The organism is Armatimonadota bacterium, from assembly GCA_013314775.1.
In the GTDB taxonomy this organism is placed as follows: domain Bacteria; phylum Armatimonadota; class Zipacnadia; order Zipacnadales; family JABUFB01; genus JABUFB01.
Map to the genome: position 1 here is coordinate 260,339 of JABUFB010000003.1, position 23,158 is coordinate 283,496.

At 64.3% G+C, this 23,158-nt stretch carries 22 protein-coding genes; 13 read left to right on the top strand and 9 right to left on the bottom strand.

Going from position 1 to position 23,158, the window contains the following annotated elements:
* The first annotated feature begins 128 nt into the window (after window positions 1-128).
* The 8 genes from HPY44_03845 (at window position 129) to HPY44_03880 (ending at window position 8,736) form a co-directional block, all read left to right on the top strand.
* Entirely contained in the window at window positions 129-1,151 is a 1,023-nt protein-coding gene (locus HPY44_03845) for a DMT family transporter (GenBank protein ID NSW55123.1), read from the top strand.
* Window positions 1,129-1,746, top strand: coding sequence for a 3,4-dihydroxy-2-butanone-4-phosphate synthase (locus tag HPY44_03850; protein NSW55124.1), 618 nt, complete (start codon window positions 1,129-1,131; stop codon window positions 1,744-1,746). Before HPY44_03845 ends, HPY44_03850 begins: the two co-directional genes overlap by 23 nt.
* Window positions 1,747-2,114: 368 nt before the next feature.
* On the top strand, window positions 2,115-2,306 hold the full coding sequence (locus HPY44_03855) for a 50S ribosomal protein L28 (GenBank protein NSW55125.1): 192 nt from the start codon (window positions 2,115-2,117) through the stop codon (window positions 2,304-2,306).
* Between the two features lie 106 nt (window positions 2,307-2,412).
* The gene (locus HPY44_03860; GenBank protein ID NSW55126.1) at window positions 2,413-3,369 is read left to right on the top strand and encodes a formate/nitrite transporter family protein; all 957 of its coding nucleotides are present in this window, start codon (window positions 2,413-2,415) and stop codon (window positions 3,367-3,369) included.
* A gap of 12 nt (window positions 3,370-3,381) precedes the next feature.
* On the top strand, window positions 3,382-4,713 hold the full coding sequence (mtaB, locus tag HPY44_03865; GenBank protein NSW55127.1) for a tRNA (N(6)-L-threonylcarbamoyladenosine(37)-C(2))-methylthiotransferase MtaB: 1,332 nt from the start codon (window positions 3,382-3,384) through the stop codon (window positions 4,711-4,713).
* Between the two features lie 300 nt (window positions 4,714-5,013).
* Window positions 5,014-6,123 carry a glycosyltransferase family 4 protein gene (locus HPY44_03870; protein ID NSW55128.1) on the top strand — a complete coding sequence of 370 codons (1,110 nt, stop codon included), beginning with the start codon at window positions 5,014-5,016 and terminating at the stop codon, window positions 6,121-6,123.
* Window positions 6,124-6,166: 43 nt separating this feature from the next.
* Window positions 6,167-7,567 (top strand): hypothetical protein, encoded by a 1,401-nt coding sequence (locus tag HPY44_03875; GenBank protein ID NSW55129.1) that lies wholly within the window; start codon window positions 6,167-6,169, stop codon window positions 7,565-7,567.
* A gap of 260 nt (window positions 7,568-7,827) precedes the next feature.
* A complete protein-coding gene (locus HPY44_03880; protein NSW55130.1) occupies window positions 7,828-8,736 on the top strand; it encodes a CHAD domain-containing protein in 909 nt (302 codons plus the stop codon).
* 166 nt (window positions 8,737-8,902) lie between these two features.
* On the opposite strand, the gene xth is transcribed toward HPY44_03880, so the two are convergent.
* The 5 genes from xth to HPY44_03905 form a co-directional block, all read right to left on the bottom strand.
* The gene (xth, locus tag HPY44_03885; GenBank protein NSW55131.1) at window positions 8,903-9,676 is read right to left on the bottom strand and encodes an exodeoxyribonuclease III; all 774 of its coding nucleotides are present in this window, start codon (window positions 9,674-9,676) and stop codon (window positions 8,903-8,905) included.
* A 74-nt stretch (window positions 9,677-9,750) separates the two neighbouring features.
* Window positions 9,751-11,910, bottom strand: a complete 2,160-nt coding sequence (locus HPY44_03890; protein ID NSW55132.1) for a copper-translocating P-type ATPase — start codon at window positions 11,908-11,910, stop codon at window positions 9,751-9,753.
* 302 nt (window positions 11,911-12,212) lie between these two features.
* On the bottom strand, window positions 12,213-13,205 hold the full coding sequence (locus HPY44_03895; GenBank protein NSW55133.1) for a 3-dehydroquinate synthase II: 993 nt from the start codon (window positions 13,203-13,205) through the stop codon (window positions 12,213-12,215).
* A complete protein-coding gene (locus tag HPY44_03900; GenBank protein NSW55134.1) occupies window positions 13,202-14,017 on the bottom strand; it encodes a class I fructose-bisphosphate aldolase family protein in 816 nt (271 codons plus the stop codon). Before HPY44_03900 ends, HPY44_03895 begins: the two co-directional genes overlap by 4 nt.
* A gap of 32 nt (window positions 14,018-14,049) precedes the next feature.
* Complete coding sequence (locus tag HPY44_03905) at window positions 14,050-14,898, bottom strand: sugar phosphate isomerase/epimerase (protein NSW55135.1); 849 nt, start codon at window positions 14,896-14,898, stop codon at window positions 14,050-14,052.
* 534 nt (window positions 14,899-15,432) lie between these two features.
* Between HPY44_03905 and HPY44_03910 the strand changes: the two genes are divergently transcribed.
* The 3 genes from HPY44_03910 to HPY44_03920 are packed head-to-tail and all read left to right on the top strand — an operon-like array spanning window position 15,433 to window position 18,013.
* Window positions 15,433-16,056, top strand: a complete 624-nt coding sequence (locus tag HPY44_03910) for a prepilin-type N-terminal cleavage/methylation domain-containing protein (GenBank protein NSW55136.1) — start codon at window positions 15,433-15,435, stop codon at window positions 16,054-16,056.
* A 38-nt stretch (window positions 16,057-16,094) separates the two neighbouring features.
* Window positions 16,095-16,763, top strand: coding sequence for a hypothetical protein (locus HPY44_03915; protein NSW55137.1), 669 nt, complete (start codon window positions 16,095-16,097; stop codon window positions 16,761-16,763).
* 17 nt (window positions 16,764-16,780) lie between these two features.
* Complete coding sequence (locus HPY44_03920; protein ID NSW55138.1) at window positions 16,781-18,013, top strand: hypothetical protein; 1,233 nt, start codon at window positions 16,781-16,783, stop codon at window positions 18,011-18,013.
* Here HPY44_03920 and HPY44_03925 read toward each other — a convergent pair.
* From HPY44_03925 to HPY44_03940, 4 genes are all read right to left on the bottom strand, one after another.
* Window positions 18,010-18,354, bottom strand: a complete 345-nt coding sequence (locus HPY44_03925) for a hypothetical protein (GenBank protein NSW55139.1) — start codon at window positions 18,352-18,354, stop codon at window positions 18,010-18,012. The genes HPY44_03920 and HPY44_03925 overlap by 4 nt on opposite strands.
* 4 nt (window positions 18,355-18,358) lie before the next feature.
* Window positions 18,359-19,237 carry a hypothetical protein gene (locus tag HPY44_03930; GenBank protein ID NSW55140.1) on the bottom strand — a complete coding sequence of 293 codons (879 nt, stop codon included), beginning with the start codon at window positions 19,235-19,237 and terminating at the stop codon, window positions 18,359-18,361.
* Between the two features lie 83 nt (window positions 19,238-19,320).
* Window positions 19,321-20,415 (bottom strand): hypothetical protein, encoded by a 1,095-nt coding sequence (locus HPY44_03935; GenBank protein NSW55141.1) that lies wholly within the window; start codon window positions 20,413-20,415, stop codon window positions 19,321-19,323.
* A gap of 61 nt (window positions 20,416-20,476) precedes the next feature.
* Entirely contained in the window at window positions 20,477-22,270 is a 1,794-nt protein-coding gene (locus tag HPY44_03940) for a DUF4838 domain-containing protein (protein NSW55142.1), read from the bottom strand.
* 111 nt (window positions 22,271-22,381) lie between these two features.
* Between HPY44_03940 and HPY44_03945 the strand changes: the two genes are divergently transcribed.
* On the top strand, window positions 22,382-22,753 hold the full coding sequence (locus HPY44_03945; GenBank protein ID NSW55143.1) for a hypothetical protein: 372 nt from the start codon (window positions 22,382-22,384) through the stop codon (window positions 22,751-22,753).
* 66 nt (window positions 22,754-22,819) lie between these two features.
* Window positions 22,820-23,119 carry a hypothetical protein gene (locus HPY44_03950; protein NSW55144.1) on the top strand — a complete coding sequence of 100 codons (300 nt, stop codon included), beginning with the start codon at window positions 22,820-22,822 and terminating at the stop codon, window positions 23,117-23,119.
* Window positions 23,120-23,158: the final 39 nt, after the last annotated feature.

Consider the following 23,158-nt stretch of genomic DNA (forward strand, 5'->3'; position numbering starts at 1 on the left):
CAAGCCAATTCGCGCCGACAGAGGCGAGTAATCGCCGGCGCTCCTGCCACCGGGGCCTGCGCATTTGACACTCCCGAGGGCGCGGACCTATAATCCTCCGCGCAGTCAGGGGTATCCGGGAGCCGATCATGTCCGCACCATCCGCGGCGACGGGGAGTCACCCGTCGCTTTCAACTTACCTGACCCTCGCCACCGTTCCCCTCATCTGGGGCACGCATTTCGTCGCTTTGAAAGTGGTGTACGAGGACTACAGCATCTTCGGCATGCTGAGCATGCGCTACATGCTCATGATCGTCGTGCTGCTGGGGGCATTGTGGTTTTTCGAGCGCGACATGCGTTTCGCCCTGCGGGATCTCCCGTATCTCGCTGTCTTCTCGCTGTTCATGGTGACCATCTACCAGATTCTGTTCGCTCTGGCGATCCGCTGGGCGACTGCCGCCGAGAGCGCACTGCTCATCAGCACCGCCCCCATCTTCTCCGCAATCACCGCCGCCGCGCTAGGCTGGGAACGCATCAGCCGCAGGCTTGCGGCGGGGATCGCCCTTGGCTTCCTGGGCATCTTCGCCGTCATCTACGGCGGGCAGGCGGCCACCGCCGTGCCGGAGCATGCCACCCACGTGAAGGGCTGCCTGGTCATGCTGGTGGCAGCGGTCATGTGGGCCTGGTATGCTGTACTCGCCCGGCCCCTGCTCGCGAAGTATTCGCCCCTGAAGGTGACTGCTTACTGCCAGACCCTGGGCGGCCTGGCCATCATCCCCATCGGCCTTCGCGAGGCCCTCACGGTCACGCCTCAGTTGGTGGCGGACCTCGGCGCATCCGGCCTCTTCAGCCATTCTTTCTGGGTGCTGTTCGGCCTGGTCTACTACGCCTGGTTTTCCGGCGCGTATGCTTTCACCGTCTGGTACCGCGGAGTTCGTGCTCTGGGCTCAGCGCGCACCATGCTTTTCCAGTTCTGCGTTCCCGTGGTGGGTCTGGTGGCTGCGATTGCCATCCGCGGCGAATACCCCACATTCCTGCAGTGGATCGGCGCGGCGGCGACCCTGGTCGGCGTGGTCTTCGCCGCGCGACGTCCGGCAAGCACTCCTCCGGCGTCCGAGACAGAAACGACTGATGGGAGAGAGGTTCTCGATGCAGCTGACGCCGCTTCCTGAGGTGCTTGAGCGCTTCCGCACAGGCGGTTTCGTCGCTCTCCTCGACCGGCCCGACCGTGAGGGCGAGGCGGATCTCTTGCTCGCTGCTCAATTCGCAACCGGCGAGAAGATCAACTTCATGCTCACCCACGCGCGCGGCCTCCTGACCCTTGCGATCAACGCCGAGCGCCTGCGCGAACTGGACATTCGCATGCTGGAGCCTCGCTACTGCGGCGACAACGTGCCCGCCTTCACCGAACCCGTGGATTACACGCCGGCGGTCACCACTGGCGTCTCCGCTTTCGAGCGCGCCGCAACCATCCGGGCAATCATCGACCCTTCCACCCGCGCCGAGGATTTCATGCGTCCCGGGCACGTCTTCCCCCTCGCCGCCAACGCCGGAGGCTTGCGCAAACGCGGCGGCCACACCGAGGGCGCCATCGCTCTCGCGAGAATGTGCGGCCTGTACCCCGCGGTCTGTATGTGCGAGGTCATGACCCCGGAAGGCCACATGGCTCGGGGCGAGAAGATCGCCGAGTTCGCCACCCGCCTGGGCATTGCTCTCGCCAGCACAGACCAGTTGCTCGACGCCCTCGACGCCGCCGAGAGCGAGTAGCCCCGGACGGGCGAGCTTTGACGTGGGTGCCGGTTACTTCCGATAGTCGTGGGGTGTGCGCGGCGACCGCACGCGGTCGCCTCTCAGCCGACGGGGCCCCACGGAACCGGCGGGCCTTCTGCCTCACAGCCCGCGGCGCGGGCGGCACACAACACAGGATCGGTTGGCGCGGACATCCCCTGGAATAGCGCCTGCTGCGCTCTCCGCCCGGGTGGTGTGGAAGGCGCGCACACCGGTGATCCGACCTGTCCGCCAAAGCTGGTCGGAGCGCACTTTTTCTTGCATCTGCGCGTCTCTTGTGATATGGTAATCCCTCGCGACTGACCAGTTGGCTTGCCGAAACGTACCAGCGGAAGGGATAGATGGCCGTGGCGAAGGTCTGCGAAGTCTGCGGTAAGAAGCCCTCGGTGGGCTGCAATGTAAGTAACTCCTACAGGCACACCAAGCGCCGCTGGATGCCCAACCTCCAGCGTGTGCGCGTTCAGACCGCTCAGGGAAACACCCACATGAAGGTCTGCACTTCCTGTATCAAGGCAGGGAAGGTGCGCAAGGCGGTCTGACGCGCCGACAGAATGCAGGTCCGCGCGGCCGGGGTATCCCCCCGGCCGCTGTTGGTCGTGCTGGCGGTAACCGGTCTCGTGCATGGGTACGGAGGGAGTGGCGCAGATGTCGGAGTCAGGCCCTGAGTCCCGGAGTGAACCGATTCTCACGCCTGCCCGAAACATCTCCTTCGGCGAACTGTCCAGCTCCGGTCCGCTCTCTTGCAGTCATCCTTTCGTGATGGGCATTCTGGGCGGAGCCTGCGTCGCGCTGGGCGCCAGCCTGCTGGTGGCAATCCAGACCGGCGCACCCGGAGGCTATGGAATCGCCGCAGTCCTCGCAGGCCTGGGGCTCGCCTCCGGGCTTTTCCTGGCGAGCATCGGTCGCTGCGCCGTCTTCGCCGGCACGCCCGCGCCCTTTCTCGCCTGGTTCCGGGCCGAGATGACCAGCGAGCGCCTGGCTCTGTGCCTCCTGAGCACCATCCTCGGCAATATCGCCGGTGCACTCATCGTGGTCTGGCTGGTGTTCGTCGCCGGCCAGTACGCTCTTGCAGACGCACAGGTCGGCCAGACCGCACTCACAATCGCCCGCCAGAAGTGCGCGCTCCCCTTCATCTCTATGCTCATCCGCGGGCTTTTCGGGGGCGTGCTCGTCGCTGTTGCGCTCTGGCTCGCGGCAGGCGCCCAGACCTTGATTGACCGGGCTATCGCCGTCGCCATACCTGCGATCATTCTTGTAGCCTGCGGCTTTACCCACTGCGTTTCCGATCTCTACCTGGTCCCCATGGGCCTCGCGATCCAGTCCTGGAAAGCGGTCCCCTCGGAGGGGACAGCCATTACCCTCGGCGCATTCATTTTCCGCGTTTTCATTCCGGGCGCGACAGGAGGGCTCCTGGGCGCCGGGTTCGCGGTGGGTGCTTTGCACTGGGCGAAATACACCCGCGCCGCTGTGCCCTCCGGGGATACGTCTCGCCCTCGCAGGCGCGCGCCACGCAGCGATGCAACCCGGGCTCTCAGTCTGCGCGGCACACGCCGGGGCCGGCCCCGGCTGAACGACGAGACCCCCGGAGACCCGGAGACCTGAGCCGGAACCCCCATGACTCAGCACACCCCGCCTACCGTGGCGTTGAAGACCCTGGGCTGCAAGCTGAACCAGTTCGAGAGCGAGCAGATTCGCGAAGAGCTGGTGCGCCTTGGCGCCATCTGCGTCCCCTTCGACGCCCGGGCCGACATCTACATCATCAACAGTTGCACCGTCACTGCGAAGACCGACCGGGACTGCCGCCGCCTCATCCGACGCGCGCGCAAGACCAACCCCTCTGCATTCATCGCAGTCACCGGGTGTTACGCCCAGGTAAGCCCTGATGACCTCGCGGCGATCCCCGAAGCCGACCTGATCGTGGGCAACGAGGCCAAAGGCGACCTTCCCGCCACTATCCGCGCGCGCACTGCCGGCAGTCTCACGTGGCCGGCGACCGATGTTTCCCTCGCGGTTCCCTGCTTCGACCGCGGCACGATGGTGGACGAGTTCGCGGATCACACCCGGGCCTTCGTCAAAGTCCAGGAGGGCTGCAATGCCGCCTGCGCCTACTGTATCATCCCTCGCGCACGGGGCCGCAGCCGCAGCGTTCCCCTGGCGCAGGTGCTGGAACAGGCCCGCCGTCTCGTGGATGCAGGCTTCCCCGAGATCGTGCTCATCGGCACCCATCTCGGCCAGTACGGACAGGACCTGCCCGACGGTATCGATCTCTGCGGCCTCGTCGAGCAACTCGCCGATCTGCCCGACATGCGCCGCCTGCGCCTGAGTTCCATCGAGCCGCTGGAAGTTCCGGACCGGCTCATCCGTCTGGTCGCCCATCACCCCAAAGTCTGTCGCCACTTGCACATACCCATCCAGCATAGCGACGAGACGGTATTGCGCCGCATGAACCGCCCTTACGGCCCCGACACGCTCCTGGACCTGATCACCCGGATTCACGGGGCCGATCCGGGCGTCAACATTGGCAGTGACGTGATCGTCGGCTTCCCCGGCGAGACCGACGCACAGTTCGAGACCTGCCGTCGCTTCATCGAAGACCTGCCCTTTGGCTACCTGCACGTGTTCACTTACTCGCCCCGTAAGAACACGCCCGCGGCAACCATGCCCGATCAGGTGAACCCGCAGGTGAAACTCGCCCGCAATCACCTGCTGCGGGAACTCTCCGAACGCAAGCGCTCGGCCTTCGCCGCGGGCATGATCGGTCAGGTTCTCCACGTGATCTTCGAACGCCCCGCCGAGGGTCGCGAGGGCTGGCTGGACGGCTTGTCGGACAACTACCTGCGGGTGTTCGCGCCGGGTGCGTGCGACCTCCTGGGCCGGACGGTACCTGTCCGGATCGGCGCCTCCCGGGGCGAAGTTCTCGAAGGCACTATTTGCGCGGAGGGATGAACTGCTCCCCGCCGGCCGTTCCTGTATGGGGGGACGGGCATGGGACCTCAAGTCGTACCGCGTCTAGTGCCTGTGCCCAAAGGGTCGCAACCATATCCTTCCCTGAACCGATTGCAGGGGCCCTTCCGCGGTCGCAGGTGGTCGCTCCGGGATACCATTCCCCCGATGCTGCCGTTCACCATCCGCCGTAACGAGCGGGCCGCCCAGTCGGGTTCGCCCTGCAACGCGTCTTGCAAGACCCGGCAAAACGTGGTTAAACAGTACAAAGTTCCGCAAGTGCACTCCATTTCGGACGGCCCGATGCATCAGTCTCGACGCCCTCTCAGAGTCCTCCAGGTCATCGCGCCTCATCGCTACTCAGGCGCTGAGCGTATCGCGGTGACTCTCGCCGATGGACTCCAGCGACGCGGGCATGAGGTGGTTTTCGCCTGCAACGGCCAGCCTCAGTTCCTCGACGCCCTGCGCGACCGTGGCCTTGCCTGTGAGAGCTCCGGGGTTTATGGCAAGCTGAACCCACTGCCGCTGGCGCGCCTTGTCCGCCTGGCCCGCAGGTTCCGCGCGGACGTGATCCACACTCATTTGTCAAGCGCTGCCTGGCTTGGCGGCCTGGCCGGCAAATCCCTTGGGGTCCCTGTCCTGGCCCACGTACACGCCCTCAACACCCGCACCTGGTATGGCCGGGCTGATATGCTTGCCGCCTGCTCCCAGGGCGTCAAGGATCACCTGGTCTCCCAGGGGCTGGCTCCCGAGCGCATACAGGTCATCTACAATGGGATCGACCTGTCCCGCCTGGAGCGCCTCCGACCTCTAGCTGATGTGCGCCGGGACATGTCCATCAGCGACGGTCAGCCCGTGGTGGGTGTGGCGGCGCACCTCACGCCGAAGAAAGGGCAGCGCTATGTCGTCGAGGCCGCGGCCCTTCTGCGCGAGAAACGGCCGAATCTCTTGTGCTACCTCCTCGGCGAGGGCGAAATGCAGCACGCACTCGCCGACCTCGCCCGCGCTCTTGGCATTGGCGACCGCGTGCGTCTTATGGGATACCGCCCGGATGCCGTGGACCTCATGCAGGCCATGGATATCGTCCTGCTGCCTTCAATCGCCAAGGAAGGACTGGGGCTGTGTCTTGTGGAAGCATCCGCCCTGGGTAAGCCTGTGATCGGCAGCGACGCCCCGGGCATCAACGAGGTCATCGAGCCGGGGCGCACCGGTCTGCTCGTGCCTCCGGGAGACGCCCGCGCCCTGGCTGACGCAATAGACTACCTTCTCGCCGACCGGGACCTGTGTCGGCGCATGGGGCAAGCCGGGCGCGAACGAGTGGCCGCCATGTTCGACCTGGAGCGCATGGTCGACGAGACGGAGCAGCTATACTACCGGATAATCGACGACAGAGCCCCGCGAAAGCGCCGCTGATCCGGCCGAACACTCCACAATCCATACCCCCGGAGGGTCTCCCGTGATTGACCACGCCGCCCCACGCATTGGCGTCCTCGGACTTATGTTGGAGCTGTACGACAAGGCGGCGCCTGACCTGCGCCCGAAGCAGGAGCAATTCGCCCGCGAGGAGCTGATCCCCCGGCTCGAGGGCATGGGCGAGGTTACCTACGCGGGGATCCAGAATACCCGCGAAGGCGTTGCGGCGGCGGTGGATGAGTTCATCGCCGAGGACGTAGACCTGGTCATCACCCTGCACCTGTCCTACGCCCCCAGCCTCATCGCTCTGCCCGATTTGCTCCGCTGGTCCGGCCCTGTGGTCATGTGGAACACCCAGAAACTCAAGGGCATTGGCCCCGATTTCAGCTACACCCAGGTCATCGAGAATCACGGCATGCACGGCGTCCAGGACCTGGCGAATACCCTCAACCGCGTGGGCAGGCAGTACGCCGTGGTCACCGGGCACTTCGAAGACCCCGTCACCCTGGCCGAAGTCGCCGGCTGGGCCCGCGCCGCAAAAGCCCGGCGCGCCCTGCGCAAGGCCCGTATCGGCCAGGTCGGGTTCGCCTTCCAGGATATGGGCGACTTCGGCGTGGACGAGACCCAGTTCATGGCTCTCGTCGGCCCGCACGTGGTCCGTGTGCGCCTGGACGCCCTCGCCGAAGCCCAGGATCAGGCCCCGCTCAGCGCCCTGGAGGAAATCGTCCGCGAGGACAGGGAGCGTTTCGACATCGCCCCCGGAATCACCGACGAAGAGCATCTCGCATCTGCCCGCATCGAGTGGGCCATGCGCAAAGTCTTCGACGAACTCGGCCTCGACGGTGTCGCCATCCACTATGAGGCCCTCGCGGCCGATCCCAGGTTCGGCGCTCTACCCTTTGCCGCCGCGAGCAAGCTCCTGGCCGAAGGCTACGGGTTCGGCGGCGAGGGCGATGTGACGTCTGCCTCCGCCGTGGTCGCTATGCAGCACCTGTGCGGGCAGGCCTCCTTCTCGGAAATGTTCACCATGGACTTTGAAGGCGACTCCATCTACCTCGCCCACTACGCCGAAGCAAACCCGCGCATGGCGCGCAAGGATATGCGCCCAAGGCTCTGCCGACGCGAGGGGTGGGTGGGCTCCGGCGGGGTCTCCACATCCCTTGCCTTCGGTTTCCAACCCGGCCCGGTTACCATGGCCAATCTCACCATTGGTGAAGGTGGCATGCCCAAGCTCATTGCCTTCGAGGGCGAGATCTTGGATTTCTACAAGCCGGAGTTCGACACCCCCCATGGCCGCTTCCGCCCCGACGAATCCATGCCCGAGTTCCTGGATGCTTACGCGCACGAAGGCGGCTCGCACCACCTGGCCATGTCACCCGGCGAGCACCTGGCCCACGTCGCGAAGCTGGCCGAACTCCTGGGCATCAACTACGTGGAGCTGTAACGCCCCGACGGACGCGCCTGATGGGGAGCTTCCATGCCTGGAGGCTCCCCGATTTCGTTACTCTCCCCATTCAACCGGCAATATGTGTCTTTTTGTTCACAAAAAGTTCCTGTTGTATTAAGAAAGTGTTATCCCCATAATAGTCCTCAAGGCGCAGGTCATCTTCCGCTGTACGATCCGCACCCGTGCTGACTGTGTGCCCGGCTGAAACGGCCGGGCATGCGTGTTCTCGATTCCCGAAGGCCCCGGGGGTATGCGCCATGCCAAAGGCAAAGCCCGAGACCCTCAAACCGACGACCACCGTCGCTGAAGCCATGCGGATCCTCTTCCCGCCACGCGTGAAGGAAATCCTCAAGCACGAAAAGGCCGTGCGCAAGTCCGACATCGAGGGCGTCCACGACATGCGCGTGGCCACAAAACGCCTGCGTGAAGCAGCCCGCGTTTTCCGTCCCGCATTTGGCCGCACCCGCATGGACCGTCACCTCTCCCACATGGCAGCCCTCAATGACGCCCTGGGCAAAGTGCGCGAGTTCGATGTGATGGGCCTGCAACTCGAAGCGTTGGGTGAGCGCCAGGAGGGGCTCCTCGATGGCTTGCAGCCCCTCATCGACCAGTTGGCACAGCGACGCGCCGAAGCCAACGAGAAGCTGCTTCCGGTCCTCGACGAGACCCTGCCATATCTGGAGGAAGACTTTGCCGAACTCACCCGGGACCGCAGCAGGAAGCGGGCAGACGTGTGGAAGATGCCCTTCGTGGACATGTGCCGCGCGACCATCTTGCGGCGTATCGACGAGGCTTTCGCCCTGGAAGCTGAGGCGCGGGCCATCGAGAACCAGGCGGAATTGCACCGCATGAGGATTGCCCTCAAGAAGGCACGCTATGCTCTCGAACTGTGTCTGCCGCTGCTCGATTCACGGGCGCAGGGAGCGTACAAGCCCATCGCGAGACTTCAGGAGATCATGGGCGAGGTGCACGACCGCGACGTCATGCGCGATCATCTTGAAAAGGCGCGAGGTAACCCACTATCCGACGAGGCCGCCCATGCCGGCGTCGCTCTGTGTGCGCAGGACCGCGCCGAACTCCACGGGAAGATGATCGACCTGCTGGACGAGATCCGCGACAAGAAACGGATCGGCAAGCTGAAGAAAGCCCTCGAATCCTGCTGCTGAGCGGCCCATCCCCCATGGCCGGTGCCCGGTCGTCCGCCTTCGCCTTCCGGAGGGGCCCCATCCGGCCCGGCCCTCGCCTCTGTCGTCCCCCCTCATCCTGAGCGCCGTCTGCGAAGGAGAGGGGGAAGCGCGTCGCTCACGACGCGCCGGGGGTGAGGCCCCCGTTTCACTCCTCAAACTCCGCACAGATCGGCGTGTGATCGGACGGCTTTTCCCGCGCCCTCGGCTCAAGATCGATCCACGCTCGCGTTGATCTCTCAGCCATCACCGGGCTCGCCATCACGTGATCCACCCGCCAGCCCATCCGGCGCTTGAACCCGTTCGGGATGCGATAGTCGAAGAAGCTGAAATGTCCGCCCTCCTCCACATGCCGCCGGAAGACGTCCTCCATACCCCACTGCATCACGAAGTTCAGCGCTTCCTGCTCATCGGGATGAAAACAGACCTCTCCCCGCAGCGCTTCCGGGTCGTACACATCCCGGTCATCCCTGGCCACGTTCAGGTCGCCAACCCACACCACCGGCTCATCGGGCTTCCAGCGCCCATCCAGTTCGCGCCGCAGCGTGCGCAGCCAGTCCAGCTTGTACGCAAACTTCTCCGAACCCACTGCCTGCCCCTGGGGGACGTATGTATTGATGATCGCGACCTCCCCGACCCGAGCCGTAATGAGCCGAGCATCATCCCGATGGCTGCCGTCGCTGAACCCGAACCGTACATCTTCCAGCGCCTCTCGGGAGAGAATCGCCACCCCGTTGTAAGACTTCTGCCCGTGACAGGCCACCCGGTACCCCGCTTCATTCAGCGGCGCCGCGGGGAAGTCGGCGTCCTGCACCTTCGTTTCCTGCAGGCAGACCACGTCGGGCTTCGCTGTCGCCAGCCAGTCAAGCAGGATATCCAACCGCGCCCGGATCCCATTGACGTTGAAGCTTGCTACGATCACGATAGTCCTCCCCTGACCGACTGTCGTTTGCGGGCCACGCAGGACTCCACGGTGCCGTGCGCTGAAAAGGCGCCTCAATCCAATGACGCGCCCCGCAGGCGGAGGGAATTGGTCACCACCGACACCGACGAAGCAGCCATCGCGCCAGCCGCAATTGCCGGACTCAGATGTCCCAGCGCCGCCAATGGCACAGCGGCGACATTGTAGCCGAAGGCGAAGCCCAGATTCTGCTTCACATGCCGCAAGGTGAGCTTCCCCAGCCGAAGCGCTCGCACCACTCCTCTCAGGTCCGCGCCGGTCAGCGTCACCTGCCCCGCCTGCATGGCCACATCCGCCCCGGTCCCGATGGCAATCCCCACCGTGGCCCGAGCCAGCGCCGGGGCATCATTGATCCCGTCACCCACCATTACCACAACGCCGCCGGTGCGCTCCATCTCTCGGGCAACCGTCTCTTCCTTGCGATCCGGGGTAACCCCTGCATAGACACGCTCGATCCCCACGCGCCTTGCCACCGCCTGCGCCGTCTGCTCACTATCGCCGGTAACCATGGCCACCTCGATCCCCATGCTCTTGATCTGCGCGATCACCTCTTCCGCCTCGGGACGCAGGCTGTCGGCCAGGCCGATAAGGCCGATGACTCGGCCGCCCTCGGCAACTGCCGAGATGGTCTGGCCCTGCTCGGCCAACTCCTGTCGAAGCGCCGCGAAAGGCCCCAGGTCGAGACCTTCCGCCTCCAGCAGCGCCGGAGCACCCACGAGTACCGGCTTCCCGTCGACCTTGCACTTCACCCCGCGCCCGGGAATGGCCGCGAATTCTTCCACCGGCGCAAGCTGCCCCTCCCACGCTTCCACAATCGCTCTGCCCAGCGGGTGCTCCGAAGACTGCTCCGCACGCGCTGCAATTCGCAGCACCTCATCCTCATCCATACCCTCCGCCGGCGCAATTCGCACCACTTCCGGCTTGCCCCGGGTGAGGGTCCCGGTCTTGTCGAACAGGATCGTCTTCGCAGCCGCGAGGGCTTCGATTGCTGCCGCGTCACGGATGAGGACCCCATGGCGCGCGCCCAGACCCGTACCCACCATGATCGCCGTCGGCGTCGCCAGACCCAGGGCGCACGGGCAGGCGATGAGCAGCACCGCCGTGGCATTGATCAGCGCCCGGGACCAGGGCGCATCGCTCTGTCCCAGCACTCCCCACAGCAGGAAGGTCACCAGCGCAAGCCCCACGATGGAAGGCACGAAGATGGATGACACCTTATCCGCCAGGCGCTGGATCGGCGGCTTCGAACCCTGGGCATCCCTGACCAGCCGCACGATCTGCTGCAGTGCCGTGTCCCGTCCAACCCTCGTGGCGCGCACCACCAGGGTCCCCTCGCGGTTGACGCTGGCCCCGATCACCTCGTCACCCTCGCTCTTGGCAACCGGCACGCTCTCGCCCGTGATGATCGCTTCATCCACCGCCGACGAGCCACTGACAACTACCCCGTCTGTGGCAATCTGTTCCCCCGGGCGCACCCGAAACTCGTCACCCTCTTCCAAGTCGGCCACCGGCACTGTCAGCTCCTCGCCCTCGCGGATTACCGTCGCGGTCTTCGGGGCAAGGTCCAGCAGCGCCACCAGGGCCTCCGAGGTCTTCCCCCGGGACCGGATCTCCAGGAACCGCCCAAGGGTGATGAAGGTGAGGATCATCGCTGCAGTGTCGAAGTACAGATGCTCACCGCCCCCGTGCAGGACCATGAACAGGCTGTACAGGTAGGCGCTTGAGGATCCCAGGGCAATGAGGACATCCATGTTCGTGGTGAGCCGCCGCAGCGCCGCCAGGGAGTTCACGTAGAACTGCCACCCGAGCGCGCCCTGCACCACGGTGGCCAGCGCCAGCACCACCCAGTTGCGTCCCGGGAAGTCGGCGAACATGCTCAGGCCCATGATCGCCAGGGACATCACCGCGCCGAAGATGAACAGCATCAACTGGACGGCCTGCTCTCGCGTCCGCTTCAGCGCCTCGGCCTGGCGGTCCAGACTCTCCTCGGGAGCCGCGCCGTAACCCGCGTCCACAACAACCTGGACCAGGTCGTCGGGACCTGTCTCCTCCGGGTTGAAGGTCACCGATGCCGATTCGTCGGCGAAGTTCACCGATGCCTTATGGACCCCGGTTGCATTTCGTAGAGCGTTCTCAACATTCCGCGCACATGCCGCGCAGTGCATTCCTGATATATGCAGCTTTGCAGTTTCCATGCATCTCACCCCTTACGCCGTTGCGCCACTTATTTGTCCAATATACCCTGCGGCGCGGCTGTCCACCGACACTGTCTCACCCGCTACCCGGCAGATCAGGCCAGTCCGCAACGTCGCGGGCGTCAAATGCACGCCAGGCAGGCTGGCCCGCGGTTGACTCGGAATGGCCACCCCGTTGACTGAAATGCTCACCCGTCTTGCCTTTGACCTGGTGGAACTGCACGAGCGACCCCTGGAATCACACGGGGGACTTCCGCGATCATACCCGAAAGTCCCCCGTGCGGCATCTCACGAACCGTCCCTTACTTCTCCTGGATCGTCTCCTGGATCTGCATCCCGAAATGCCGCCCCGCCTCGCCCAGCATCACCAGCACCTTGGTGCCGGGCCGCAATTCCACCACACTCACGGGCTGGCCCTGGGGCGTCACCAGACGGATCGTCTCGGCATTCTGCAGGATCGTAGACACTTCGCTCCCGCCGGCCTTCGCCTTTACAAGCAGCAGCGGTCTGCGCTCCACCTTCGCCCTGCCGACCACTGTCGTCCGCGTGGTGCCATCATGCCGGACAATGAGCGCCGGGTCACCGCTGGCGATCTCCGACAGGTACCGGGTCTTCTCGCCGGGCACCTGAACATATGCGTGCACCGGTCCGGCGTTGACACGGAAGGGCCTCGGGGCCACATACGGGTTCTCCACGCTTTCGGCGTGTACCAGGAACATGGCGGCGCTGCTGGTGCCAACCAGCATGCCCTCGCCGATGCCCATATTGCTGCACGTGTCCACGCACACTCGGTCGCCCATGCCCACCGGAACCACGCTGGTCACTTCGGCTTCCGTCAGTTGCACGCGCTCGGCCTCGCTCTTGAGCAGCGACACCGCGCGCTTGATCTCCGAGGCGTCGGTAGTCACCAGCAGCACGCCGTCGGTGCCGGTCTCAAGGGTGGTCGCGGCGGTGCAGGCGTCCTCCGCGCAGTCCACCTGCGCGATGATCCGCGCCCCGGATGCGATCAGGTTCTCCCAGGGGATCACCGACCAGTCCGTGGTCTTCGCGATCACCAGCCTTCCCTGTCCCATCGCCGCGGCAAGCTCTTCGGCTGCCTTGCCAGTGATCTCCACCTCCATCACGTCCCGGCCCAGCACCAGATCACCGTCGACCGCCACGGTCTTGATAAGCCCCAGTTGTCGGACCTCCTCCGACCGCCCTTCGGGCACCACAACCGCATCCGCGCCCGCCTCGAGAGCCGCGCAGACCAGGTCCTTGTCCCACGGGTCGACTTTCACCCAGACCTGCTTCATGCGCCCAGCAACTCCAGGGCCTCGTCCACGCTCATGTCTTTGTGGACGATGCCGCAGATTGCCGCTACGATCTTCTCCGGCTGCGCATGCTGGAATGCGTTGCGGCCGATGGACACGCCCGCGCCACCCGCCTCAATGCAGCCGGCCACCATCTCCAGGATCTCGCGGTCGGTCTCCATCTTCTCGCCACCCGCGATGAGGACCTTGATTCCGCCTGGTCGGTGCCCGCCGCAGCCCTCGACCACCGTGCGGAAGGACTCCACATCGCCGGTATAGGCGACCTTCACCATATCCGCGCCAAGTTCCGCCGCAACCCGCGCGGCGTGGGCAACCACCTTGACGTCATACTCGCTCTGGATCTTGGCCCCCCTCGTGTAAACCATGGCCAGAAGCGGCATCCCCCATTCTTCGCACGTGGTGGCAACGTGACCCAGGTCGCGCAGCATCTCACTCTCATCCGCCGCGCCGAGATTCACATGCACGGAGACCCCGTCGGCACCGTAGCGGATGGCGCGCTCAACGCTGCTCACCAGTACCTTCCGGTTCGGGTCCGGGGCGAGAGCGGTGCTGGCAGAAAGGTGCAGGATCAGGCCGATGTCCGGCCCGTATCTCCGGTGGCCCATCGCGGGCAGCCCTACGTGACCGATCACCGCGTCCGCGCCGCCAACAGCGGCATTGTTCACCGCGGTGGGCATGTCGATCAGACCTTCAATCGGCCCCATCGTCACCCCGTGGTCCATGGGCACCAGCACCGCCCGACCATTGGCCCGATTGCTGATGCGCTCGATCCGAATTGCCTTGCCAAGGGACATTTCGTCCGTCCTCCAGTGTTTGTGTTTGCTTGCTAAGCCTCGGCTTTCGCCTGTTCCAGCGCCCTCTCGAGTGTGCGCAGGCCCTTCTCGCAATGCTCGTAAGCATCCAGCGAGAAATCGAACACCTCAATGGAGCAGTAGCGCTGGTAGTCGATGTCGAGCAGGGCCTTCATAATGGGCACGAAATCCGTATCGCCCCATCCCGGGGCCCGTTTGTTCAGGTCATTGCAGTGGTAGTGGTACAGGAGGTCCGCGGTATTGCGGATCTCCTGTGGCAGGTCCGCTTCTTCCTGCGACCCGCTGTAGGTGTCGAGGATCACGCCCACCGTGGGCAGGTTGATCTCTCGCGCCATCTTACGCGCCTCGTCGGCCTTGTAGATGAAGTTGTTCTGGGTCGCCACCGCGAGGGGCTCAATACAGACTTTGAAGTCGGCATCGAGCGCCACTTCGCCGCAGCGTTTCATGCAGTCCCGAAACCACTCCCAGGCCTGCGCGTAACTCACTCCATCCTTCACCGCCCGCTGGAGCGGCGACCCCACCACCATCATGCTCCCGCCGATCTCGATGCCCAGGCGCACCAGGTCCTCCATGTATAGCGCGGTGCGCTCGCGCACCTCCGGGTCCGGCGAGGTAACGTGGTAGCCTTCGGTATGGGACAGCAGCCAGTGGATCCCCGCCACTGCCACACCAAACTCCCCCGCGCAATCGACGATCTCCCGCTTCTGCTCGTCGGTGATCTGTCGAGCGTCGAAGTTCAGAGTGAAGGGGGAGATCTCTATCCCGCTAAAGCCCATGGACCGTGCGGCCTCGAACTGGCGCCGCAGGGTCCACTTGCTTTTGTCCTCCGTCCAGAAGATTTCGTTGCAGATCGCGAACTTCATGCCTGCCTCCGATGGGTGCAGTTTTCCGCCTCAACGCGCGGGGATATTCATTGTAACACACCGCTACACGATTGCAGGATGGATTCTGCGCCCGAGACACAGCAGCCATCCCCCCCGGCCTATGCATTGCCATCTGCAGGCGGAGACCCGCTGCTCGCCGGCCCGCGGCGGGGGCGACAGCTCCTTCCCGGCCGCGTGAGCCGGTGAAGGCCGGGGGCCTTGTGTCCAGCGTCTCCCCCCCCCGACGCTGATGACCAGATGCTACTGCCCTCCGAGGATCAACTGCAGTGACGTGCCGCGACCGCCGTCCGCCTTCGCCATCTCCCCATCATCCAAAGGGAAGCGACCGACTGCGGTCGCCGCGACGGAGCGAAGGGCAGAGCGCGTCAGCACGACGCGCCGGGATGCAGCCAGTCGCTGCCTTCACTCTCTCCTCTGCAGAGGGACACCCCGCCACGGCGGAGAATTACACTGTCTGTAAGCCGCGCCGTCGTGAATCGACGCGCACACTCCTTGGGCTCCGGGGGGAACCAAATGCGGGGGATAAATGGTTTTACCTTGATTGAGTTGCTGGTTGTTATCGGCATCCTCGCTGTGCTTTTCGCAATCCTGTTCCCGGTTTTCTCACGGGCGCGGGCCGGCGCGCGGAACGCCTCGTGCGTAAACCGGTTGAGCCAGCTTTACAAGGCCGCGAAGATGTACAGCGACGACCACGACCGCACTCTTGTCCCGGCACGCACTCAGGCCAGGTCGACGGGTACCCAGGGAATTACCTGGTGCGTCCTGCTGGAGCCGTACATGAACAGTGACCAGATTCTGATCTGTCCTGACGATGATCAGCCACGGGCCACTGCCAACAGCATCTGTAAGCCGCACAGTTACGGCATCAACTACCTGCTGTCCTACAACAGCGCGTGGGGCGCCTATCCCTTCGTGCTGACCATGTCCAGCATCACCCGGGTCAGCGACATCGTCCAGTTTTTCGACATGGACACCCGCCAGGACGCGATGGGCGCCAGCTACCAGTCCCACCGGGTGAGTCGCATTGCGGCCCGGCACAATGAACGCGCCAATTTCGCCTTTCTGGACGGACACGTCAAGAGCCTGCCGGTCCAGTCGGTGGACAACGTGCGCACCTGGAACCCCTTCGCGCCCTGACGCGCTCCGGTTCCAGCCCTGACATTGGAGTGGTTCTCGTGAGACGCAGGATGAAGACTTCCGAAATCGTCGCCTCCGTGATCATCATCGCTTTCATCGTCGTCCTCCTGGTTTTCGGCGTATACCCTGACCTGCGCGAGGGACCCAGGCAGGAATGCGCCGCAAATCTCAAGCAGATGACCACCAGCATCAGCCTTTATTGCGGCGACTGGGCAGGCACCTTCCCGCCGGCGGAAAACTGGTGCGACCTCATGCATGCCCTGAACTACATCGACAACCCGGCCAAGTTTGTCTGCCCCGAGGCCAAGCCTTCGCGCGAGGAACTCGCGAGCGTGACGAAGGACCCGCTGCCCGTCATACCCTTGGGCTATTCTCTTTTCGCCGCGCTTCCCGAACAGTCTACTGAAGCCATTGCCAACGCCTCGAAGACACCCTTGTTCTTTGACAGCAAAGCATATGGCCGCAATTCTGTGGCCAATCTCGACGCCCTGGACTTCCGCCATATCGGAAAGACCGCCATCATTATGTACGCGGACGGTCATACCGAGCCCGTGACCCAGGCGCCGCAGATCCCGGAGAAGCTGTTCAAGGAAGTGCTGCCAGGTCTCGAGGACGAGGGATTCGAGGACGGCAAGGAAGAGCACGGCGACGGGGCTTTCAGCAATCTCCAGTCCGGAGAAGGGGCGGGCGACGGACACAACCACTGACCGTCAGGGAGTGCCGGATGACATCGCGGGAACGAGTTCTCGCCGCCATAAACCACCGCAGGCCGGATCGCACCCCCATCGATGTGGGCGGCTCACGCGTCACCGGTATCTCGGTCTTCGCGTACGCGGAACTCCGGCGTTTCGCGGGCCTCGAAGACCGGCCCCCGCGCGTGTATGACATGTTCCAGATGCTGGCGGAAGTCGAAGAGGACTTCCGCCAACGCTTCCATATCGACGTGGCCCCCGTGCCCCAGTATCGCCCGGCCTTCGGACTGGCGGTGGATGCCTGGAAGCCCTGGCGTCTGTGGGACGGCACCCCGGTGATGGTCCCGCAGGGCTTCGAGCCCGTCATCGACCCCAGCGGAGACATCCTCATTCGCAACTTCGGCGATCCCCAAGGTCCCTTCGCCGGTCGCATGCCCCGCGAGGGCTACTACTTTGACATGATCGGCGGCACGGGCATGAGCGCCAGCCTCACACTGCCTGATCCGGCCGAGTACGCCCGCACTCTGCGCCCCCTTGACGATGAGGAACTGGACTTCGCCGCCCGCATCAGCCGCGAACTGTATGACACCACCGACTATGCGCTGCTTGGGGAGTTCTGGGCCGGTGGCCTCGGTCTGCCCCTGAGCTTCGGCGACCAGATGATCGCCCTTGCGACCGAGCGCGAATGGTGCCGCGACGTCCTCCAGGCACAGGCCGACAATGCCATCGAGAGCGCGCGGCGTTACCATCAGGCGGTGGGCGACCGCTGTGTGGCCTGGCTCATTTCCGGCCATGATTACGGCACTCAGAGGGGCGAGCTGTTCCACCCCGAACTATTCGCCGACCTCTTCGCCCCCGCGTTCAAGCGGATCAACGACTGGGTGCACGAGCACACCAGCGCCAAGACCTTCTATCACTCCTGCGGGTCGAACCGAGCGATCCTGGAAACTTTCGTGGAGATGGGCTGCGACATTTTCAACCCCGTGCAGGTGACCGCTGCGAACATGGATGCGCAGGAGCTTGCCGACCAGTTCCGCGGCCGCCTGGTCTTCTGGGGCGGCGGGGTCAACACCCAGAGCACGCTGCCCAACGGCACGCCGGAGGAAGTGGCCCGGCAGGCGGTCGAGCGCTGTCGCATCTTCGGGGAAGCAGGCGGCTACGTGTTCAACGCTATCCACAATATCCAGGCACGCACCCCACCCCAGAACCTCGCCGCCATGCTGGATGCGGTGTATGAAGAGGGTCAGGGCGCCGACACCGCCTAACGCACCACATCCACAACGAAATTACGCGCTCCCAGAGCCTGCTTGATTTTGGCTAGCCACTCTTCCTCTTTGTCGTCCACGGAGATCGTCCACGTGACCTCTTCTAAGTCAAAAGGGCCGCTGCCGCCCTCCCTGGGACGCCAGGCAACGCACACGAAGCGCGTGAAGGGCTGCGCCCATGTCATGCCGTTCTGCTTCTTTGCGTATGTGCCGCCCTCGACGTGCAACTCGACTCGTCGTCCGTTGCCGATACCATCATCGTTGCCGGCCGCAGCACGGAGGAAGTCCTCGAACTGGTCCGCCTTCTGAAAGTGCAGCTTCGGTGGAACAGATTGCACCATGGCGTTAGCCTCCTTTTGCCGTAGCCTTGTAGGCAATCGTTTCCTCTGCCGACGGTAGCTTCCGGCCGAGGTACTCGAGGATTCCAAGCTGCGCCCCCGATGTACAGTACGATAGAAGCTGGTCCCAGAAGAAGGCCAGGGCCTCCCCAGAGTTGCTCTCAGTGAACTTGCGAACATACAGTTCAACCGCGGCCTGTTCGCTCTGGTTCCCTGTTCTCTCCGAACGCGTGTCGTGATGGGCGGGATGCGCCTCCCCGAGTGAGGCTGGGTTTGTGTGGTCCAGGTCCGGCGGGAGACCGGCGACCACGGGCCGCCAGACCTGCATACCATTGGCAAAGTGGACGAAGTCCGGCAGGTGCTCCGCGGGGAGCGGCGTGCCTTTGGTGGTCACTTCCGTCTCCTCTCCGGTGGCATCGTCCTTGACCTTCCTTGTCGTGGGAGGCGGCACGCCTTGCTCAGACGCATGCCTCAGCCAATCCTCAACGGTTTCAAACCTCTCGGGCCCGCTGAGCGCGAAGACCAAGCCTCGTATACTATCGTTGAGGCTCTTGGCGGCCCGGATGTTGTCCAGAGCCTCACCGAAGACCATCTCATTTACCCTGGACTTGACCTCAACAACCGCGACAACAGCATCGTGGCGCACCACAACGAAGTCGTCTTCAACATACAGCGGTGCATAGGAAGCCCGGTCATGGATGATGACATCGCACTGCCTGCTGAGTTCACGCCCATTCACACCGACCACGAAGCCTGTGTCACACCTCCACTGCTGCGGCAGATAGCTCGCGATGAACCTCCGCAGTGTGGCTTCCCTGGAAATGCCAACAGAGGGCCAATGTCGATCTTGGACCCACTTCTCAGCCATATCGGCCTCTGCTGCCATCTTGCGCGCCATCAGTTCGAAGAAGCTGAGGACGTCCGCCGTATACTGGGCCATGTATTGCCCCCCGTTTGTGGTAGCGGAGCCTATTGTACCTTACCAACCTCCTCCAGCACCACATCATCCCACCACACAGAACCCGTCGCTCCGTTGCGCAGGTAGAGAGTGAACTTCTCCGCCGGCTTCACGCTGAACTGCCACTCGAAGGGGGTCCAGTCCTCCACCGGTGCCAGTCGCGGCGAACTGAGATACTGCTCTTTCTGCTCTTTTCCATCGGCAATCAGCGATGTGTATGCGCCCTGGGTGTCCGCCTTATAGTACCCGCTGACCTTGTACGTCCTGCCGCCGGTCAGGAAGACCTCTTGCCCGAAGAGGAGATTGAGCCCGCCGGCAATCCCCTTGATTTCCGCGCAGTATTTCCCCGAATGTCCGCCCTCAACCACCTTGAGTTCCGCTTTCGTCTCCGGGGTCGTCGACCACATCGCGGTGATCCAGTGCGCCGGATTGCCCTCGGCGGTAAGCTTCTCGAAACCCCCGTCCACCACCAGCGGAGCGGTACTGAAGCGCAAGGTGAGGTCGGCGAAGTGGGGCGTCGCGGCAGCATCCGGCACCCGCAACCGCAGCGTGTACCGTTCCGGCTCCAGGTCACCCAGGCTGATCTCCAGTAACCGAGCGTGGGGGGTGTCGGGCAGCGGCAAGACCCGCACCTGCTCCCGGCTCAGCGGGACGCCGTTGAGCGAAACTGCCGCTGATCCCGCATCCACCGGGTTGCCGGCATCATCCACCACCACTTTCACCACGCCGGGCGCTGCTCTCAGGTTCCCCAGGTCCACCTCGGGCGCAACCGCAAGATCCGCGCCGTCCACTTCCAGGCGAGCGATCACCGGATCATCTGCGTCCTTCAGGTTCAGCCACTGCGGCACCCGCAGGATCACCGTGGTGTTCCCGGCGGCTTCATCGGGCAGCGAGAACGTGGCGCGTCCACCCTCGTAGGCCACCGGCAGGCTCTTCCACGATCCGTCATTCGCCAGGAACACCGATCCCTCCGGCGCGTCGGCCAGAGGGACGGTGACAGTCACCGGTCCCGTGGAATGTACCCGCAGCCGGTCCAGCAGCGGCCCCTGGGCATGCAGGGCGGGCATGATCGTAATCAGCGTAAGCACGACTACAGTCAGGCGCATGGGTATGCCTCCGTTGCGTGCGTGGTTCATCCACGGTTCGCGATCCCGGCGGCGCAGTCCTTCACGCCGACAGGCCGTCCATGATTGTGCGCACCCGCCTCTCCAGGTACGGCGGGTATACGGCGCCGCTTTTTTCATGCCTCCAAGCCCAGGCCAGCAAGTCGTCGGCGCATTTCTGGGCGCGCTCCACCAGGGACGTCCGCTTGTCGCCCGACGCTCTCCGGGCAGCTTCCAGCACCCGTTGCCACTCGCCCATCCGCAGCAGCAGTCCGACGCTTACGTGGTCTCGCTCCACCGCTTCGATGTGCCGGATCTCCCCGATGGACGCCAGCGCCCGGGCTCTCCCGAGATGCTCCAGGGCCGGCCGCAGAAGTTCAGGGGTAGCGCGCCGAGTGTAACCCAGGTCGTAGTGGTAGACGCATGGCCCCTGCTCAACGAACCGCTCCACAAGGCTCGCCCGGAACTGGCCCATCTCCTCCGCCGCGGGCCCGTACTTGTCTGCGAAGTAACGCACGAGCCATTGCTCCGTATCCATCCCTGGCTCCCACGACAGCCGCGCGATGAGGTGCGCATTGCCCCCGTAAGGCCCCCATTCCTCGGGTTTGAACTCCATCACATATCCGTCGCATCCATGCTCGGCAAGCCACCGGAAGTTCCCCCCCAACATGGGTTCAATGGGGTAGATAACCGAGCACATATCGATCTGCATGAGGTAGCAGAAGATGGTCAGCAGCCCCGGCACCTTGCCTCGCCATTGCTCGAAAAGCGCCGCGTAGCGGGCATTATTACGGGTGCAGTCCGCGTGACCCTGGAAGGGGTGCTTGAAGCAACGGTGCATCGCCGCGAAGCACACATCCACATTCCCGGCCACCTGGGTGCTGGGCGGCTCCACGTAGTTCACATATGCCAGCGCGCTGAGCCTACGGTCCGGGTGCGTTTCGGCAAGCAGACCTGCCACCCGGTTCACGAAGGCGATGTACGTGTCTGTCCGCGCCGGTTCCGACGGGTACAGAAGACTTGGACGCTGCGGTTCCAGCGTCTGGCATTCCGTGCACCGGCACCAGCCGTAGCAGTCATTTGGCCACAGGCCGACTCGGTCAATCTCCGGGTTCTCGTCGAGAAACGCGCCGATCCTTTCCGCCATCACCTCCGCCACCCGCGGGTTGGAGGTGCACACCTGCGCATCCCGCCGGCGCTCGCCGTCGAGCAGCGAGAACCACTCCGGGTGGGCGTCGAAGTACGTTTCCGGCGGCAGCCAGTACCGGAAGCTGTGGTGCCCCATCTCCACTTTCATCCCGCGCAGTGTCAGGTGGGGGCGCAGGATCTTCTCGTACCGTTGGAAGGAGTTCTCGGCGTTTGCGAAGATCATGAACCGGTCGAACCGGTTCTTGCACATCCAGTCCACCATCTCTGCCGTCCGCTCATCAATGTCCGGGAAGTTGGTGAAAGCTCGGTTACGGAAAACCGGTCGGTGCCGGCTGACCCCGCAGGGAACCGCCAGGTCTTCTCGCCGGGGCACGATCTCCCCGCCCTCGAAGACCGACAGCCACCGGCACCCGGCACCCTCTTCCAGGAAGTGGTACACCGCATGGAGCACCGCAAGGTCGCCAGCTCCGGAAAGCCTGACCCCGCCCGGCTCTACCGCGATCTCATATCCGCTCTCCCCCAGGTCTGTGCGGGAAGGGTCAAGTGCGAACTCGCCGGTCTCTCCGCCGGGCGCATACCGGGTGCCGGTGACCACCGCCAGGTAGTACGAAAGCTGGTCTGCCGCGAACTCCAGGGCCTGCGAAGCCCCCGCCGGCAGAGCAATCCTGCCTCCACGGCCGCCGATCTGAAAGCACAGTCCTGTCATCATCCTGCCCTCCGGAACGCGACGCGGGTTCTCCCGCCGCGGGAGGAAATGTTACACTCATCGCGAATAAATTGTCTGTACTGAGCCTGTACGCCTTCAAGGGGGGCGTTCATTTTGCCCGCTCCAGCATTACTGGGCCTCGTGGCCTGGATCACGTGCGCATTGTTCGGATTCTGGCTTGCTGTTCGCGCCGTCAGCCGGCGAGAGCAGGTGGGGCGCGTATTCGTGGGCGTCGGCGCCCTGCTCATGGCCGTGAGCACCGGGCTGCCCACCACAGGTCCCCTCGCTCCCCCGGTCTTGCTGGCCGGGACTCTCATCGCCCTGGCGGGAGTCTTCCTGCTCGCGGGGCTGATTCTGTCATACCCGGCGGGCGGTCTGAGATCATCCTTCGGCACGCCGCCGGATGAAGCCGACGGGCAGTCTGCCGTTGTGGACGCTCCCGGCGATCCAACACCCGATGAAAACGCCGGTCCTGGGCGGGACTGAGGGGCCCGCACAGAACCCGCGTCGGGGTGCCCAGACATCCAAATCAGCACCCTTCGAGGCGCGACGATGACCAATGCTATCACGATTCTCATCTGGCTCATTCTGGCTGGGTACACGTTCCTGTTCCTGAGCAAGTCGAAACGTGGACGCGAGCGCAAAGGCCGCAGACTCATCGGCATCGGCGCTCTTCTAGTGGCGGCCGTCCTGGCCATCCCGCAGAGGTCCGACAGCCTCGACTTCGGCGATATACTGTCCGTCGTCGGGATGCTCCTCGCCGCTGTCATGCTCGCTACCGGGCTGGTCTTCGCACACCCGGGCAGCATGTTCGGGCAAGAGCCTGTGAGCGACCAAGACCCGCTCGAGTAGCTGCAGCGCCCCGAAACCAACTGTCTCCCCCTGGAGGTG

What these genes read in the sequence shown, in the direction of transcription:
- HPY44_03845 (NSW55123.1), top strand. Translation starts at nt 129, where the DNA reads ATGTCCGCACCATCCGCGGCGACGGGGAGTCACCCGTCGCTTTCAACT.
- HPY44_03850 (NSW55124.1), top strand. Translation starts at nt 1,129, where the DNA reads ATGCAGCTGACGCCGCTTCCTGAGGTGCTTGAGCGCTTCCGCACAGGC.
- HPY44_03860 (NSW55126.1), top strand. Translation starts at nt 2,413, where the DNA reads ATGTCGGAGTCAGGCCCTGAGTCCCGGAGTGAACCGATTCTCACGCCT.
- mtaB (NSW55127.1), top strand. Translation starts at nt 3,382, where the DNA reads ATGACTCAGCACACCCCGCCTACCGTGGCGTTGAAGACCCTGGGCTGC.
- HPY44_03870 (NSW55128.1), top strand. Translation starts at nt 5,014, where the DNA reads ATGCATCAGTCTCGACGCCCTCTCAGAGTCCTCCAGGTCATCGCGCCT.
- HPY44_03880 (NSW55130.1), top strand. Translation starts at nt 7,828, where the DNA reads ATGCCAAAGGCAAAGCCCGAGACCCTCAAACCGACGACCACCGTCGCT.
- HPY44_03890 (NSW55132.1), bottom strand. Translation starts at nt 11,910, where the DNA reads ATGGAAACTGCAAAGCTGCATATATCAGGAATGCACTGCGCGGCATGT.
- HPY44_03895 (NSW55133.1), bottom strand. Translation starts at nt 13,205, where the DNA reads ATGAAGCAGGTCTGGGTGAAAGTCGACCCGTGGGACAAGGACCTGGTC.
- HPY44_03900 (NSW55134.1), bottom strand. Translation starts at nt 14,017, where the DNA reads ATGTCCCTTGGCAAGGCAATTCGGATCGAGCGCATCAGCAATCGGGCC.
- HPY44_03905 (NSW55135.1), bottom strand. Translation starts at nt 14,898, where the DNA reads ATGAAGTTCGCGATCTGCAACGAAATCTTCTGGACGGAGGACAAAAGC.
- HPY44_03910 (NSW55136.1), top strand. Translation starts at nt 15,433, where the DNA reads ATGCGGGGGATAAATGGTTTTACCTTGATTGAGTTGCTGGTTGTTATC.
- HPY44_03920 (NSW55138.1), top strand. Translation starts at nt 16,781, where the DNA reads ATGACATCGCGGGAACGAGTTCTCGCCGCCATAAACCACCGCAGGCCG.
- HPY44_03925 (NSW55139.1), bottom strand. Translation starts at nt 18,354, where the DNA reads ATGGTGCAATCTGTTCCACCGAAGCTGCACTTTCAGAAGGCGGACCAG.
- HPY44_03930 (NSW55140.1), bottom strand. Translation starts at nt 19,237, where the DNA reads ATGGCAGCAGAGGCCGATATGGCTGAGAAGTGGGTCCAAGATCGACAT.
- HPY44_03935 (NSW55141.1), bottom strand. Translation starts at nt 20,415, where the DNA reads ATGCGCCTGACTGTAGTCGTGCTTACGCTGATTACGATCATGCCCGCC.
- HPY44_03940 (NSW55142.1), bottom strand. Translation starts at nt 22,270, where the DNA reads ATGATGACAGGACTGTGCTTTCAGATCGGCGGCCGTGGAGGCAGGATT.
- HPY44_03950 (NSW55144.1), top strand. Translation starts at nt 22,820, where the DNA reads ATGACCAATGCTATCACGATTCTCATCTGGCTCATTCTGGCTGGGTAC.